The following is a 13,711-nucleotide window of genomic DNA, read 5'->3' as shown; positions in this document are numbered from 1 at the left end:
CTCCACCCGTCACGTAGGCGCCGCCGAACCGTCGGCAGGGGGTGTCCGCGTCCCCTGCCGACGGGTAGGCAGTGCTCTGACGGCGGGCCGAACCGGCAGCGTGCATCCACCTACCGTCCGTACCGGCGCGACGGCAGAGTGTGTCAGGATGCGTCGATGACGCGCCGTAGCGTTGCCGCAGGACTGATCCTCCTCGCCGCCGTCCTGGTCGGACTCGGCATCTTCTTCGCGCACACCGATCTCGAACGTGGGGACCGGTTGGCCAGCGTCCTCAGCCTGTTCCTCAACGTCGTCGGCGTGGCGTCGGGCATCGCCGGTGCCCTGGCCGGCTGGCTGGCCTGGCGCGCCAGCCGATCGCCGTCCTCCACCGGCCCGGCGGCTGCCGGCCCGACCGCCGGCGACCCCACGGGCACCGGGTCGATTCGCACCGGCAACCTCAACGCCGGAGGAAACATCACCATCGCCGGCGGAGACATGTACTTCGGCGGCGAGCACCACCGGCCCGACGAACCACGACGGTCGGCGCGATGACCGCTGACGAGCAGGTGCCGATCGAGATCCATACGGCCAACGCGGGCCGCGACCTCTACGTCGCGCGGACCCAGCACTTCGGGCTCACCGACTACGTCCTGGACCGCTTCGTTCCGCTGCACGACGCGGACGTCGACTGGACCGACCGGCCTCCCAGCGAACTGCTGGCCGGCCAGAACGAGGTGGTGGACTTCGTCGGCCGCGAACGGGAGCTGGCCGAGCTGGTCCGGTGGCGCGACGCCTCCGGCACCGGGCTGCACCTGGTCCACGGCGCAGGTGGGCAGGGCAAGACGCGGTTGGCCCGGCAGTTCGCCACCCGCTCGGTGGCCGACGGGTGGACGGTCCTCGTCGCCCAGCACCCCGGCGCGGCCCGGCCGCCCAGCCCCGGGAAGGCCGCCGCGCGGACCCTGCTGATCGTGGACTACGCGGACCGCTGGCCGCGCACCACCCTGGAACGGGTCCTGTGCCGCGACCCCGGTCCCGCGCTCGGCGCGGAACTCAAGGTGCTGCTGCTGGCCCGTACCGCCGGGCCCTGGTGGCTGGCGGTACGCTACGCGCTGCGCCGGGCCGGCTACCGCCTGGGCGAACAGGCTCTCGCTCCGCTCGGCGGGACCGAACAGCAGCGGCAGCAGGTGTACGCGGCTGCCGTACGTCGGTTCCGCGAGGCGTACCGGCTGCCTGAGGTGTCGGAGCCGGAACCGCCCGGTCCGCTCGGTGACCCGTCGTACCGGTCGGTCCTGACGCTGCAGATGTCCGCGCTGGTCGCGGTCGACGCGGCGGCCCGGGGCGAGACGCCGCCCGCCGACCCGGGCGCGCTGTCGGACTACCTGCTCGACCGGGAGTACGCGCACTGGGCGGCCCTGCACGACGGCGGCCACGTCGAGGTCGGCCCGCAGGTGATGGGACGGCTCGTGAGCGTCGCGACCCTGACCCGACCGGTGCCCCGGCCCCGGGCCGCGCGGATGCTGACCCTGGTGCGACTTGCGGACTCACCGCAGGCGGCCGAATCACTGCTCGACGACCACCAGCGCAGCTACCCTCCGACGCGGCCGGACACGGCGTTGGAGCCGCTGTACCCCGACCGGCTCGGTGAGGACTTCATCGCCCGGCAACTGCCGGCCAGCGGAGGTGGCGGCGACCCGTGGTGTGCCGACCTGCCGAGGCGTCTGCTCGTCGAGGGCGCCGACGGCACAGGGTCCGTCGCCTCCGATGGCGAATCGCCGGGGGCCGACGGCCCTGCCGCGACCTACCGGCACGTTGCCTGGACGGTGTTGACGGAGACCGGGCGCCGCTGGCCGCACGTGTTCGAGAACTACGTGTATCCGCTGCTCATCGCCGAGCCGGCGATGATCCTGGGGATGGGCGGCACCGCCCTGGCGGTCGTGGCGGAGTGCGCGCCCGTGGCGGTGCTCCAGGCCATCGAACCCGCGCTGCCGACGCAGCGGCACGTGGATCTCGACCCGGCTGTCGCGGTCATCCTCCGGCGCCTGACCGAGCACCATGTGGGCCGGACAGCCGACATCAGGGAGCATTACCACTGGTACTCGCGGCTCAGTGAACGACTGGCCTACGCCGGCCGGCACGACGATGCCCTGGCGGCGGCCGAGAAGGTCGTCGAACGTCTCCGCTCGCTCAACCGGGGTGGATTCGATCCGTACCCGGAACTGCTCGCCGCGGCCCTGGTGAACCTCGGCTTCCGACTGACGGGAGTCGGCCGGGACGGGGACGCGCTCGCCGCCACCCGCGAGAGTGTGGCGATTCTGCGTGCCCTGCCGCAGGTCGGGCGGGACCGGGGAAGCCAGTTGGGCGTCGCGCTCAACAACCTCGCCGTGGATCTGAACCACACCGGCCGGAGCGACGACGCGTTCACGGTGATCGAAGAAGCCGTTCGCATCCTCGAACCCCTGGCGGCGGACAGCAGCGCCGATCACCGGGCGAGGTACGCGATGGCACTCGGCACCCGGGGATCGACCCTGCTCAACCTGAACCGCCCTCAGGATGCGCTGTCGCCACTGACGGAATCAGCCCGGCTGTACCGGAGTCTGACCGGAACATCCCCGGACACCTACTCCCCGGACCTGGCCAAAGCCCTACACGACGTCGGCGAGGCGCAGGCGGCGGTGAAGAACTTGACCGCCGCCGAGGAGTCGGTTGCCGAAGCTCTCCAGATCAGACGGCGGCTGGCCAAGGTGAACGAGGACGCCCACGGTCTCGACTTCGCCAGCAGTGCTGTGCTGGCCGCGCGGATCCGCATCGCCACCGGTCGACCCGTCGAGGCGGCAGCTCTGCTCGCCGAGTCCAGCGAACCGCACGAACGGCTGCTCGCCCTGCCGGACCAGGAGCCTCGACAACTCGGCGAGGTCCCACGTGGGGTGAGGTCGCGGGCAACCCGACTGGCTTCCTTCCTGTTGACGTACAGCGAGGTTCTGACGGACCTTGAGCGGCACGAGGACGCGCTGGGCGCGTCCCGCAGGGCGGTGGACATCTGCCGGAAACTGGTGGCGGACGCCGGCAACGCGTACCGAGGGCCGCTGATCGTGGCGCTGAACAGCCTCGCGGTCGATCTGACGCGGCTGGGGCAACGGGAGGCGGGCCGCGCGACGGTGGCCGAGGCCGTCACGCTCGCCCGCGAGGTCGCGGTGGGCGGTCCGCCCACCGCGCGGTTCAACCTCGCCATGGTGCTGCACGGCTCCGCCATCGGTCTGATGCAGACGGACACCCTGCCCGAGGCGCTGGGCATGCTCGACGAGGCCATCGCCATCTGGACGGAGCTGGCCGCCGACGGGCACGCCGAGCACATCGCCCGGCTCGCCGCCTCGGCGAGCGTACGGGGGATGGTCCTGGCCGGTCTCGGCCGGCTGGACGAGGCGGTGCCCGGGCTGGAGCGGGCCGTGGCCCTGTACCGGCAGCTCGATGAGCGCCACCTCGCGATGCACGCGCGCTACTTCGGGACGACCCTGCGGACGCTGTCCGGCCTGCGGTTCGCCGCAGGTGAGCCGGAGGCCGCCCTCGCCCATGCCGATCTGGCCGTCGCATTGTACGAGGACGTGGCACGACGCACGGGAGCGTTGGACTCTCTCTCCGTCGCCTACCTGGAACAGGCCCGGATCCTCGCCGTCCTCGGTCGGGACGCCGAGGCGCACGCCGCCGACGAGGCCGCGCTCGCCCACGAACGGAGCCGGAACGAACCATGCGAACGTCGCGGGGAGGAGGTGGGGGAGCTTGCGACGAAGGCCCGTCTGTTCAACGAACGCGGCTACCTCCACCTCCAGGCCGGTCGGCTGCCGCTGGCGCTGGACCTGCTCGGTCTGGCCCGCGACTGCTACCGACGCTGCGGCGACGGCGCGGGCGAGATCATCGCCATGGAGAACATCTGCTTCGTCCACCGGGCGGCCCGCCGCTATCCCGAGGCCGCCGGAATCGTCCACCAGATCCTCGAACGATCCGCCGTGTGGGGCTTCGACGACAAGGTTCGTCAGTACCTACTGGAGATCCTCATAGCCTGCAAGGACCTGGAAGAGCTCGGTGGGAACCCGATCGTCGTCCGCGATCCGGACCCTGGGGAGGAGCTGAGCCGGATCGTCGCCGAGCGGGGCGAGGAGGTGCTGCGGGACCGCAAGGTCCTGGTGGTCTCCCCCGAGCAGACCATCCTCGAGATCGTCGGCAGCCTGACGGCAGCAGAGCGCCACCGCTTCCTGTCGGCGGTCGAGGAGTGGCTTCTGGGCGAGGGACGACTGACCTGAGTCTGCCCATCGCCGCGATCCACAGACCTGCTGGCCTCGGGCCGTCCTGGCTGATCGGCACCTCCGCAGGTTGTGCCGCCGCCCGGCCGCCAGGTCGAGGACGCCACCCCCGGTCGCCGACGAGGTGCCCGCAGTACTCGGCACGGATCGCCCGCCCCGACACTGGGTGCCCGAGGCTTCGTGGCTGCCTGAGGTGTGATCCGCTCGGCGTGTCGTATGTCTGAGCTGCCATATCTGCGTGCGGTAACGGATGTCCGCTCACCGACCGATAACCCGGCCGACGTTCGAAGACGAGGCCCTGGCCCTGGCCGTTACCGACCATGAGGTGCTCGCGGGCGAGGGCCGACAGCCTGAGCAACTTTCTCTCCCGACTGTTGACGCTACCGGGGTGTGGGACTACCCGATCTCTCACGAGGTGAACGGTCGGAGCGCCGGCAGCAGGCCCGTCAGATCGATCAGTTCGACGTCAGCAGCGTGCCTGGCGGTAAGGCGCGGACCGACAAGTTCAGCGACCCGAACTGCTCCTCGAACTGCTGTCGCAGGCGCGGCGAGGAGCGGCCGAGTGCCCAGGCTGCCGACCCCTCGCTGGTACGCAGATAGTTGATGGGCAACGGGCCGGATACGTAGAGTTGAGCCCTGCGCCCGATGCCGGCGAGCGTGAGGTGCACCAGATCGGCGAAAACGCCGCGCTTGCGCATGGTGTCCCGCCCTTTCCACACCGCCATCTTGAACTCGGCTACACGTCGGTCCGTTTCCAGGTCGAACTTCCGCCCGGGATCGTTCCCTGCCGCCAGCGACGGTCGCCGCAACACGTGCTCTCCGGCTTCGAGGATCAGCGGAAGGGCCTGCATGATCACTGCCGCGTGGATGATGTCGTTGAGTCGACCCGCGTGCTTCCGGACCAGCAGGGCAGCGTGCAGGACGTCGAATCCCAACCCTGACGCCCCGGCAACCTCGGCGGCGGTGATCTTGTCGGCGCCCTCGACATCGGCCTCTATGCGGGCGATTCGCGAGGTCAGGTCGCCGGTGTTGAAGAACGCCAGCAGCGTTGAGAAGGCCTCTGCCGGGGTGGTCTCGCCCTTGTCGTACGCCGCCGCCGTCAACGGACCATCTACGCGTCCCGGGTACAGGTAAGAATCTCGCCGCCTCCGGTCGCTCTGGGCAGGCAGCCGGCTGGTCTGGAAACCCAGTGCCTGCAGATGACGCAGAGCGGTGTGCGAGGTGAACGCGTCGCGGGGAAGATCCACAGTAGCCCCGAACGCCTGTTTGACCGGCCACCGCACACCGTCGACCTCGACCCAGTGGTCCCGGATGTTCTCCCGGAGTTGGCTGCTCAACCTAGCCCGGACCAGATCCGCGTCGATGCCGTACGGCCGACCGTTGATTCGGAACTCGTGTATCACGACCTGTTGTACCTGCGGATCGTTCTCAGGAAGTTCTGGATCATGTCCACGTCGCCGGCCCTGACAGCATCCTTGCTGAAGTGCATGACCCGGTTTCGGATCTCGCGGATATCCTTGAGACGGTTGACGAGGCGCTTGCGTTCGAGTCTCCAACCGATGTCATTCCAACACGCCTCATTTCCAAGCACCGCCTCATAGTGAGACATCGACATCTTGTCGAGTCCGTCGAATTTCAGGCTGGCGTGGTCGCATACCTCCCTGATCTTTGTCTCGTCGAACGTGTTGATGATCAATTCGTGCAACTCGCGATCTATCTCGCCGATGAGAATAAACGGCGTTGCAGTCTTGTGGTAGGTCTGGACGACATCAGCGGCTGTGATGATGCCGGCGATCTTTCGCTCATGGTTTCGCACGAAGATGAACCCGTACTCCAGGAGCACGTGAAGGACGTCCACCAGACGCCGGTCGTAGTCGAACACCTGGACGTCGCGATCGATTGCGTCGCTGAACGTGGCCTCTGGGTTGTGCGCTCTGGCCTTGGTGATGGTTTTCCACGAGACGACGCCGTGGATTTTGTGGGGGTTGGCCAGAACCGGGAGCTGCGAGAAGTCATCCAACTCCATGGCGGTGATGGCCTCGTCGAAGGTGGAGGTCGGAGCCACCGACACCAGGCGCGGACGACTTGACAGCAGATTGCCCAAGGTCAGGCCGATGGAACTGCGCGCCTCCTCGTCCACCCCGTCCGTCTGCTCCTCGATCTCGGTACCCGCCTGGTCGGTGGGGGGCGGCTTTGCCACGCCGAACCGGTGGATCTGGATCACCTGATCGAGATCGACGGCGTTGAAGTCCGGTACGGTCGTCAGTCCGTAGTTGGTCAGGTCCGCGCGGATCTGAGGAGCAGCGTCGCTGTCCCGGTCCTCGATGCCCCAGAGGCCGATGAGGTCGCGAACGGTCATCCTTGTTGGCGTGCCGGCTTCGGCGTCCTGCCGCGCCTCCTCCAGCACCACCATGCGTCTTCCCACTGCCTCCGCCCTCGGCTCCTGGCTATCGGCGGCCACCTCGGCAGCGACAGATTTGATCAGGTCGAGGCGAAGTTCTCCCAGGTGAGGGCCGTCAGGGCCGACCCGCCACACCTCCCAGCCCGGCACCGCGACCAACTCGGCCGCCGCCGCCGCTGCCGCCGAAGGTGTGTCGAACTCTCGTCCGTCGTCCAGGCGCAGTCTTCCTCGTTCGGTGACCGTTGCCTGGTACGGCTCCGACCCGATGTACTGGCGGTAGTACAGGACGGTGCCGGGTTGTAGCAGGTCAGCGTTGATAAGGTCCGAGATTCGGACCCGACGTCCGTTGAGCAAGACTTCGCGGCGAGTCCTTGGTCGGTTTTGGGGCATGAGACCGGATCCTACGGAAAGCTCGAAGCGCCACGATGTAGCGGACCGCTTCTACTCCACTGGAGACGGCAGCCGGCCGCGCCACTGTGGATGCCGACGTAGCATGCGGAGCAGGGCATCTTCCGTGGGCCGTACCTGCGGATCCGCACGCTCTTCCGCCCGGCGGAGGCCGGCTGGCGGACGTGCCTGGACTGGGCTCCGGCCGACTTCACCCTTACCTCCACCAGGCGAAGGTCTTCGCCCGGCTCTCCACAAAGGACGGCTCGGCCCAGCCGACCCTGATCACCACCGGCACCGGCTCCGGCAAGACCGAGTCGTTCCGGATCCCGGTGCTCGACCACTGCCGCCGACGGAAGCAGCAGGGCCGGGCCGGCGTCGAGGCGCTCCTGCTCTACCCGATGAATGCCCTTGCGACCGGCCAGACGCAGCGCATCAACGAACTGCTCACCGACCCGGCGCTGGCCGGGGTGACCGCTGGCCTCTATATCGGTGACGTGGCGGCGATCGAGTACCCGCACGTGCTGACCAAGCGGTCGGAGATGCGCCGGACCCCGCCCGACATGCTGATCACCAACTACAAGATGCTGGACCTGCTGCTCCAGCGCGCCGACGACGTGCCGCTCTGGCAGGACGCCGAACCGGCGTACGTGGTGCTTCGACGCCGGGTCACTGGTGGTGGAGGACCGCTACGCGCCGGGCGAGTTCATCGTCCGGCATCTCGATGGCGCAGAACCCGGTGGCGCCGGGTCGCCCGCTGCTCAACATCGAGACCCACCTGTGGGTACGCGCCGTCTCCCGATTGCTGCGCGGCACCTCCCACCAGCCCATGTTCGGCTGGTACGGGGAAGCACCGCGTGAACCCGACCCGTACGCGCCGGCTGCCGACGTCGTGGTCTCGGACAACCGCTACCCGCGCCTGCCGGCCATCTACTGCCGGCACTGCGGCCGCTCCGGCTGGATGGCGCTGTCGCCGGAGCAGGACCCGCAGGAACTGGAGATCGACCCGGACAAGATTTACCGGGCCAGCGTCGGGCGGGACAAGCGCCGGATCCGCGCGCTGGTCGCCGCAACCGGGGACGAGATCCGGCAACGCCCCGCCGGCCTTCCCGAAGGGGGTTTCCGCGCCCGCGTTCCTGCTCGCGGCCGCGAAGTCCCGGTCCGAGTTCGACGCGGTCACCGCCCTGGGCAACTGGTACCAGGACTGGTCACACCGTTGCCTCGGCGTGGACCTCGGTGCCACCGGCAGTTACCTCAGTCAACTGCTGCCCGCCCTGGCGGCCGGAGGCATCGTCGCGACCGGTGACACCGAGGACGGGAACCGGCCCGCGTCCACCGGGGACGGTGGGCGCGGGCCGGGGCGGGGGAGTGGGGCCTACTGGGACGGCTGGGGCAGTTCGCAGTCGACCTTCGGGTTGGCGCCCACGTAGTTGAGCGGCCCGGCCACGACGGTGACCAGGATCGTGCCGGCCTCGGCGCAGTTGGTGTCCTCGCCCTCGAAGTAGCCGCGCTGTCCGGCGGCGATCGCGCCGATGACGAGCCAGATCACCAAGAGAACTCCGAATATCGACGGGCCACGCCGCATGGCTGCCTCCTCGTAATGGTGGGGTCGAGTGAGGCGGGTTGTACCCAGAGGCGGTGAACGGCCAAACCGCGTGTGGCGTGGACCGGCCTGGCCGGCGCGGGGCTCCCCGCGCCAGCCACCCCGCGCCGCCACCGGCCGTCGCCGGGGACGACGCGCGACGGCGATCCGACGCGACGGTGGTGACCGGTGGCGGGGCGGGAGCGGCGGTGGGTCAGGCGGTGGGGGCGGGGAACACCTTGTCGGCCTCGGCGGGAGCGTCGGCGAGGATACGGGCCTGCTGCGGCCAGCTCGCCAGGCCCGGGGCGGCCCGCAGGCCCGCGCCCCGGATCACCTCACGCAGCCCGGCCTCGTCGCGCTCGGCCAACTGCCGGTAGGTGCGGATGCCGGCGGCCTGGAGGGCGGCGGCGATCTTCGGCCCGATGCCTTGGATCCGACGGAAGTCGTCGTCCGGGCCGTCCTCCGCGTCGCGCGGCGTGGGCACCGCCGTGTCGGGCTGTCCGGCCGTCGTGTCCGCCTCGGCCGGCACGCTGCCGGCCGCCGGCTGGACCGGCTGGGTCTGGTCGTCCGTCGGGTCGGCCGGCCCCGCCGTGGGCTCGGCCCGGTCGGCCGCCACCGGTTCGGCTGCCGCTGGTTCGGCCACCTCGACCTCGACCTCGGCCACCTCGGTCTTGGCCGGCTCGACGGTGGCGGGCTCGACCTCGGCCGGCTCGGCCGCCATCGGCTCGCTCTTGACCGACTCGCCTTCGGCCGGTTCCGTGGTGGTCGGTCCGGCAGTGGCGGGCTCGACCGTGGTCGGCTCGACCTCGGCCGTTTCGACCGTGGTCGGCTCCGGGTGCGTGGCCTCCGCCACCGGCGCGGGAAGGGGCCGGGTCCCCGGGGCCGGCTCGGTCCGCGCGGTCACCGGCTCGGGCTCCCCGTCGGCGGGGCCGGACTGCGGGGCCACCGGCTCGGTCGGCGCGTCGACGGATTCACGCTGCGCCTCCGCCGGCTCGACGCGTGCGTCCGCCGGCTCGACCCGCGCGTCCGTCCGCCCGGCCGGCAGGGCGGACGGCTCGGTCTGCGCCGTCACCGGCTCGGCCTGAGCGTCCACCGGCTCGGTGTGCGCCGTGGCGGCCGGGGTGGGACGGACCGGGTCGGGGTCTGCGACGAGGGCGAGGTCCGGGGTGTGGCCGGACCCGTCGGGCGTCGCGGGTGCGTCGACCGCCTCCGGCCGGACGGCGGAGTCCGTCGGCGCGTCGGTGGTGTCCGCCGTGGGGGCGGCGGCACCGGCCGTGGACCGGTCGGCCGAGGTGCCCGGGGTCGGCGTCGGGGTGGTGGTGGCCGGGCGGGCCGGTCGGGGGGAGACCGGGTCCACCCCGGACGACGGGCGGCCGGTGGTCTGCCGGCCGCGGAGCGCCCAACCGGCGGCGGCACCACCCACCACCGCCAGGATGAGTAACAATGAGTGTCCGAACGTCCACGCCACGGCGTACCTCCCAGTGCGTACGGCGAAAGTGCGAGAAAAGTCCGCCGCAGCTTCGCATACGCGTGTTACCGGCCTCAGCCTGGCCGGGAGGATCCCGCTACCGCCGGTCGGGTCGGGCGGCTCGGAGCGGGTCGACGCGGGAGCGCCGGAACGGTGCGTGGCGCATGGTGGCGCACCGTGACGGCGGTGCCGGCACCCTGCTCGTCGGCAGGGGAGACAGGTGCCGGCACCGCCGTGGGGAGGGGACTCAGTCCTCTGCGCCCCGGTAGGCGTAGAGGTCGTCGACGAACTTGCGACGCAGTTTCGGCACCCGGCTGGTCACTCCGAAGTAGCCGCGGGCGCCCAGCAGCGCGATTCGGCCGACCACCGGGCGGTAGAGCGGGTCGTCGCCGTTGGTGCCGTTGTTCTTCAGCGAGTCGGCCACCCGGGCGAAGCCGTACGGCAGCATCTGCGCCTCGTAGTCGCCGACCGCCTCCAGCAGCGGCTTGTCACCGGCCGCGGCTGCGGTGAGCTGCCGACAGAGCAGGGTGGCGTCGCGCAGCGCGGTGTTCGCCCCGACCCCGCGTCCCGGCGTCATGGTGTGGATGGCGTCGCCGAGCAGGGTGACGGTGCTGGGTTTCCACGGCGGGACCGGTTCCGACGTGGCCACCTTGATCGGCAGGCAGCTGCCCGGGTCGCTGCGGGCGAGCAGTTCGCGCAGGTGCGGGTGCCAGCCCCGGGTCAGTTGCAGGGCGAGGTGGACGAGGTCGTCGCCGCGTCGGCGCATCACGTCCGGCGGGAACCGGCGGGCGGTGCTCCAGATGATGATGTTGATGTAGTCGCGGGTGTTGTCGTAGAGCAGGCCCGGCCAGCGGTCCAGCAGGTGGGCGTCGGCGCCGCCGATGCCGGACTTGAGCCCGCCCCCGCTGTCCCACTTGAACTCCATCACGTGGAGGATGCCCATCATCCCGCGGGTGCCGAAGATGAGGGAGATGCCCTCCAGGACACGGGGTGGCAGCAGGCTGCGGGTGTGTTCGGTGAGCGGGATCTTCACCGCGATGTTGATGCTGCCGGCGTCCCGGGTCACCGCGTGCGGCAGGTACTGCCGGCGGACGGCGGAGTGGGTGCCGTCAGCGGCGACCAGGAGGTCACCGACGGCGGAGCTGCCGTCGGCGAAGTACGCGGTGACCGTGCCGTCGTCGTGCTGCTCGTACCGGGTGAAGGTCTTGTCGAAGTGGACGACGTCCTCCATGCCGGTGAGCAGGACCTGCCGCAGTGTCATCCGGGAGACCGAGCGGTCGGTGTTCACCGGGTCGGTGTCCGGCCGCAGCTCGAAGGAGGCGGTCTGGCGCAGCCGCTGCGTGATGACGTTGAAGTAGCGCGGGGAGCGGGCGCAGGTGGCGACGAAGGTGTCGAAGAGGTCCGGCGGCAGGCACTCGCGTAGGGCCCGGCTGCCGGTGGGGCCGATGCCGACCCGGTAGCCGAGCAGGCCGTCGGTGCGGGTGCGGTGGCGTTCGTAGACGGCGACGCTGATCCCGGCCCGGCGCAGGCCGTGGGCCAGGCACATCCCGCCGGTGCCGGCACCGATCACCAGGACGTGTGGGCGGCTGGAGGACATGGCAGCTCCTTGCGCGGGTCAGTCGAGGGTGCCGACGGACGGCGCGGGGGCGGCGTCCCAGCGGTAGAAGCACCCGGCGATCGCGTCCCGGGGGGAGCGCCAGGTCGGCAGGTACGGGGAGGTGTGTTCGGCGAGCCGTTCGTTGACCCGCAGGTAGAGCGGGTTGGTGCGGGCTTCGCCGACCGAGCCGGGGTCCACGTCGGTCTCCATCAGGTGGATGCAGACGTCGTGCAGGCAGTACAGGGAGCGGTGCCGGACGCCGGTCAGGGCGGGCAGTCCGGTGGCGTCGGACTCGGCGAAGATCTCCGCCACCTGGTCCTCCGTCCCCGGGACGATCCTGCTGACGATCAGTAGCCGAGTCATCGGTTCCCCTTTCGCGACCGGCGTCCCGCGGGCCTGTGGGGAGCCTGGTGGGCCCACCCTGCCGGCCGGGCTGTCACCGTGCCGTCACCCGGATGTCGACGGCGGTGACGGGCCGGGCGCGGGGCGGGTGGGGCGTCGGGCGTTGGGCGGCGCGGGGCGGCGGCGGATCGGGGCGAGGGTGTCGTCGAGCAGGGCGCACATGGCCGCCGAGGGTTCCAGGTCCAGTTCCCGCAGGATCAGGTCGCGGTAGACGTAGAAGGCGTGCAGCGCCTCGAAGGCGTTGCCCTCGGCGAGGTGGATCTGCACCACCAGCCGGTGTGGGGTCTCACGCAGGGGTTCGGCGGCCATCGCCTCCAGGGCCGCCTGGAGGGCCTCGCCGTGCCGGCCGGCGGCCAGGTGGGTGCGGGCGAGGTGTTCCAGCATGTGCAGGCGGAGTTGGCGTAGGCGTTCGCGTTCCAGCAGCACCCAGTCGTCGTACCAGCCGGGCAGCAGGTCGTGGCGGCCGGCGGCGAGGGCCGCGGCGGCGGCGCCCGGGTCGCCGTTGTCGCCGACCCGGGCGGCGGTGCGGACCAGTTCGTCCACGTCGAGGTGGACGGCCGGGTCGAGCCGTACGGTGTCGCCGGTGGTCAGCATGGGACAGCAGGGGTCCTGTCGCAGTCGCCACAGGGCGGTGCGCAGCGAGGACAGGGCGCGGTCCTCGGGCGCGTCGGGCCAGAGCAGGCCGGCGAGGTGGCTGCGGGTGGCTCCGGGGCGCAGCCCGATCAGCGCGATGATCCGTTGTAGTCCACGGGGTACGACCACCGGCCGGTCGTCGTGCAGCAGGCGGAAGCCGCCGAGCAGCAGCAGACGTACCCGGGGAGTGGTCGCCGGCGTGCTGGTGTCAGAGCCCACGGCCGCACCCCCTGCAGCGGAACTCTCGTTCCGTCGTTCACGGTGCCCGCCGGCCGCCCGCGACGACGGTGTCCGGTCGCGCACGTCGGGGCGAGCGCCGCCGCCGGGCTGGTAGCGACGAAGATTATCAATAGCGGTTACGCTGGGTCAACCTGACGGTCGTCATTCCGACCTCCTTGGAAGCGTTCCCGAAACCGTCTCTGACCTGGGGTTATGCGATAGCCGCTCCCGATTGGCCGGTGGGTCCGGGACGCATCCTGCTCGTCCATCGTCAACCCAGCGTCACTGAGGTGGGGTGCGAGTGGACGGTCTGTGGTGACGCTCCGATGACGCTGCCCTCGGCATCGTGTCGGCAGCCGCCCGGTCGTCGTGCGGCCCGGCGTCCGCCACCGGGAGGGGTGTCCATGGACCGCTCGTTGATCGTCGCGAAGGTGCTGCCGACCGCGGAGCCGCGGGTCGCCGAGATCTTCGCCGAGTCGGACGCGACGGAACTGCCGCGCCTGGCCGGGGTCCGGCACCGGTCGCTGTACCGCCTGCACGACCTCTACGTGCACCTGCTCGAGACCGAGCAGGCGGGGGAGGGCGCGGTGGAGACCGCCCGGCGGCACCCCGAGTTCACCCGGATCAGCGACCGGTTGCGGCCGTACGTCTCGCCGTACCTGCCGACCTGGCGGTCTCCCCGCGACGCGATGGCGCGCTGCTTCTACCGCTGGGACGCCAACGGGGACGGGCGGCGGCCGTGACCGCG

At 70.9% G+C, this 13,711-nt stretch carries 11 protein-coding genes and 1 pseudogene; 5 read left to right on the top strand and 7 right to left on the bottom strand.

Annotated features, from left to right (window positions below; genetic code table 11):
* The first annotated feature begins 156 nt into the window (after positions 1–156).
* A complete protein-coding gene (locus QSK20_RS09505; protein WP_285788211.1) occupies positions 157–531 on the top strand; it encodes a hypothetical protein in 375 nt (124 codons plus the stop codon).
* Entirely contained in the window at positions 528–4,274 is a 3,747-nt protein-coding gene (locus tag QSK20_RS09500; protein WP_285788210.1) for a tetratricopeptide repeat protein, read from the top strand. Before QSK20_RS09505 ends, QSK20_RS09500 begins: the two co-directional genes overlap by 4 nt.
* A 455-nt stretch (positions 4,275–4,729) precedes the next feature.
* Here the strand turns inward: QSK20_RS09500 and QSK20_RS09495 are convergent, their stop codons facing one another.
* Together QSK20_RS09495 and QSK20_RS09490 are read right to left on the bottom strand one after the other, a co-directional pair.
* On the bottom strand, positions 4,730–5,677 hold the full coding sequence (locus QSK20_RS09495; protein ID WP_285788209.1) for a hypothetical protein: 948 nt from the start codon (positions 5,675–5,677) through the stop codon (positions 4,730–4,732).
* Positions 5,674–7,029, bottom strand: coding sequence for a restriction system modified-DNA reader domain-containing protein (locus tag QSK20_RS09490; protein WP_285788208.1), 1,356 nt, complete (start codon positions 7,027–7,029; stop codon positions 5,674–5,676). The genes QSK20_RS09495 and QSK20_RS09490 overlap by 4 nt, the downstream gene beginning before the upstream one ends.
* 122 nt (positions 7,030–7,151) lie before the next feature.
* Between QSK20_RS09490 and QSK20_RS09485 the strand changes: the two are divergent.
* Together QSK20_RS09485 and QSK20_RS09480 are read left to right on the top strand one after the other, a co-directional pair.
* Positions 7,152–7,607, top strand: a pseudogene (locus QSK20_RS09485) (DEAD/DEAH box helicase); the annotation flags it as partial.
* A gap of 179 nt (positions 7,608–7,786) precedes the next feature.
* Positions 7,787–8,368 (top strand): hypothetical protein, encoded by a 582-nt coding sequence (locus tag QSK20_RS09480; RefSeq protein ID WP_285788410.1) that lies wholly within the window; start codon positions 7,787–7,789, stop codon positions 8,366–8,368.
* Between the two features lie 69 nt (positions 8,369–8,437).
* On the opposite strand, the gene QSK20_RS09475 is transcribed toward QSK20_RS09480, so the two are convergent.
* The 5 genes from QSK20_RS09475 to QSK20_RS09455 form a co-directional block, all read right to left on the bottom strand.
* Positions 8,438–8,647 (bottom strand): hypothetical protein, encoded by a 210-nt coding sequence (locus QSK20_RS09475; protein WP_285788207.1) that lies wholly within the window; start codon positions 8,645–8,647, stop codon positions 8,438–8,440.
* A 211-nt stretch (positions 8,648–8,858) separates the two neighbouring features.
* On the bottom strand, positions 8,859–10,067 hold the full coding sequence (locus tag QSK20_RS09470) for a helix-hairpin-helix domain-containing protein (RefSeq protein ID WP_285788206.1): 1,209 nt from the start codon (positions 10,065–10,067) through the stop codon (positions 8,859–8,861).
* Between the two features lie 292 nt (positions 10,068–10,359).
* Positions 10,360–11,709 carry an FAD-dependent oxidoreductase gene (locus QSK20_RS09465; RefSeq protein WP_285788205.1) on the bottom strand — a complete coding sequence of 450 codons (1,350 nt, stop codon included), beginning with the start codon at positions 11,707–11,709 and terminating at the stop codon, positions 10,360–10,362.
* An 18-nt stretch (positions 11,710–11,727) separates the two neighbouring features.
* On the bottom strand, positions 11,728–12,072 hold the full coding sequence (locus tag QSK20_RS09460; RefSeq protein WP_285788204.1) for a TcmI family type II polyketide cyclase: 345 nt from the start codon (positions 12,070–12,072) through the stop codon (positions 11,728–11,730).
* A gap of 84 nt (positions 12,073–12,156) precedes the next feature.
* On the bottom strand, positions 12,157–12,963 hold the full coding sequence (locus QSK20_RS09455; RefSeq protein ID WP_285788203.1) for an AfsR/SARP family transcriptional regulator: 807 nt from the start codon (positions 12,961–12,963) through the stop codon (positions 12,157–12,159).
* 404 nt (positions 12,964–13,367) lie between these two features.
* On the opposite strand from QSK20_RS09455, the gene QSK20_RS09450 reads away from it, so the two are divergent.
* Positions 13,368–13,706 (top strand): TcmI family type II polyketide cyclase, encoded by a 339-nt coding sequence (locus QSK20_RS09450; RefSeq protein WP_285788202.1) that lies wholly within the window; start codon positions 13,368–13,370, stop codon positions 13,704–13,706.
* The last annotated feature ends 5 nt before the right edge of the window (positions 13,707–13,711 follow it).

Origin of the sequence: Micromonospora sp. NBRC 101691 (assembly GCF_030269285.1) — a bacterium.
Taxonomy (GTDB): Bacteria; Actinomycetota; Actinomycetes; order Mycobacteriales; family Micromonosporaceae; genus Micromonospora; species Micromonospora echinospora.
Note: the sequence above shows the minus strand (reverse complement) of the source record. Positions and strands in the feature narration are given on the sequence as shown.